The organism is Actinoallomurus acaciae, assembly GCF_042429965.1.
Classification (GTDB): Bacteria; Actinomycetota; Actinomycetes; order Streptosporangiales; family Streptosporangiaceae; genus Actinoallomurus; species Actinoallomurus acaciae.
Window position 1 is genome coordinate 1 of the sequence record NZ_JBHLZP010000495.1, and the last position, 979, is coordinate 979.

Annotated in this window: 2 protein-coding genes; both read right to left on the bottom strand. The window is 72.3% G+C overall.

Features of this window, described 5'->3' with window-relative positions; translation table 11 throughout:
• Window positions 1-519 (bottom strand): thiamine pyrophosphate-binding protein (locus tag ACFFNX_RS39815; protein WP_378211335.1); only part of this gene is annotated, 519 nt, incomplete at its 3' end.
• Window positions 520-700: 181 nt separating this feature from the next.
• The coding region (locus tag ACFFNX_RS39820) for a thiamine pyrophosphate-dependent enzyme (protein WP_378211336.1) at window positions 701-979 on the bottom strand (279 nt) is incomplete at its 5' end.

Here is a 979-nt window from a genome sequence, read left to right on the forward strand (position 1 = left end):
GGGCGCCGAGTGGGCGAGCTGGTGCGCGCGTACGACGCTGTGGGCGAAGGCCTCCGGCGTCGCGGGCTCGTCGTCCCACTTGACGTACTGCCGTACCAGCTCGGCCTGGGTGGTGGCCGAGTGCAGCCAGTCGATCGGCCGCCGCGCGGCGGGATCGGCCGGCCCGCTGCCGCCGAGCAGCAGCAGCGGCGCGCGGTCGGCGAACGCGTCGTAGACCGCCATCGACGCGTGCATCAGGCCGACGAGATCGTGCACGGCGGCCGCGGCCGGACCGCCCCGCGCCTTGGCGTATCCGTGCGCCAGGGCCACCGCGATCTCCTCGTGCAGGCACAGGAGCAGCTGCGGCGTCTCGTTGCCGCCGTGGTTGACGACCGAGTCGTGCAGTCCGCGGAAGCTCGACCCCGGGTTCATCGGCAGGTACCGGTAGCCGAGCGTGCGCAGGAGGTCGACGACGAGGTCGGAGCCGAAGCCCGGTTCGGTACGCCGCGCGGGAAGGCCGGCCGGTCGCTCGACGCTCACCGCGACGCTCCCGCGGCCGGGTCCTCGGGGCCGGCCGGCAGGGGGCGGTGGCGGTGCTCGCGCTCCGTCAGATGCGGTTCGACCATGGGCGTCTCTCGCCTCCAAGGACTAATGGACTAACCAAAATAGAGCATAAGTGGTGCATGCCACAAGAAGTTGGGAGATATCGCCTCAGCCGCTCTCAGCGCGGCCGGCACACCACGTCGACCAGGGCGGGCAGTCCGGTGGCGGTCACCCGGTCGGCGGCGCGCCGCACGGCCGCGCCGACCCTGCCCGGGTCGTCGACCGGCCCCTCGGCGTACCAGCCGAACGAGCGGGCCAGCGCGGCGAAGTCCGGCGCCGGGTCGGCGATCTCCATGCCGATGTACGCGCGCTCCATCGGGGTGCCGCGTTGCCGGGCGAGGCGTTCCTGGTGCTCCCAGTCGTTGTAATAGGCCCGGTTGTTGTACATCACCACGAG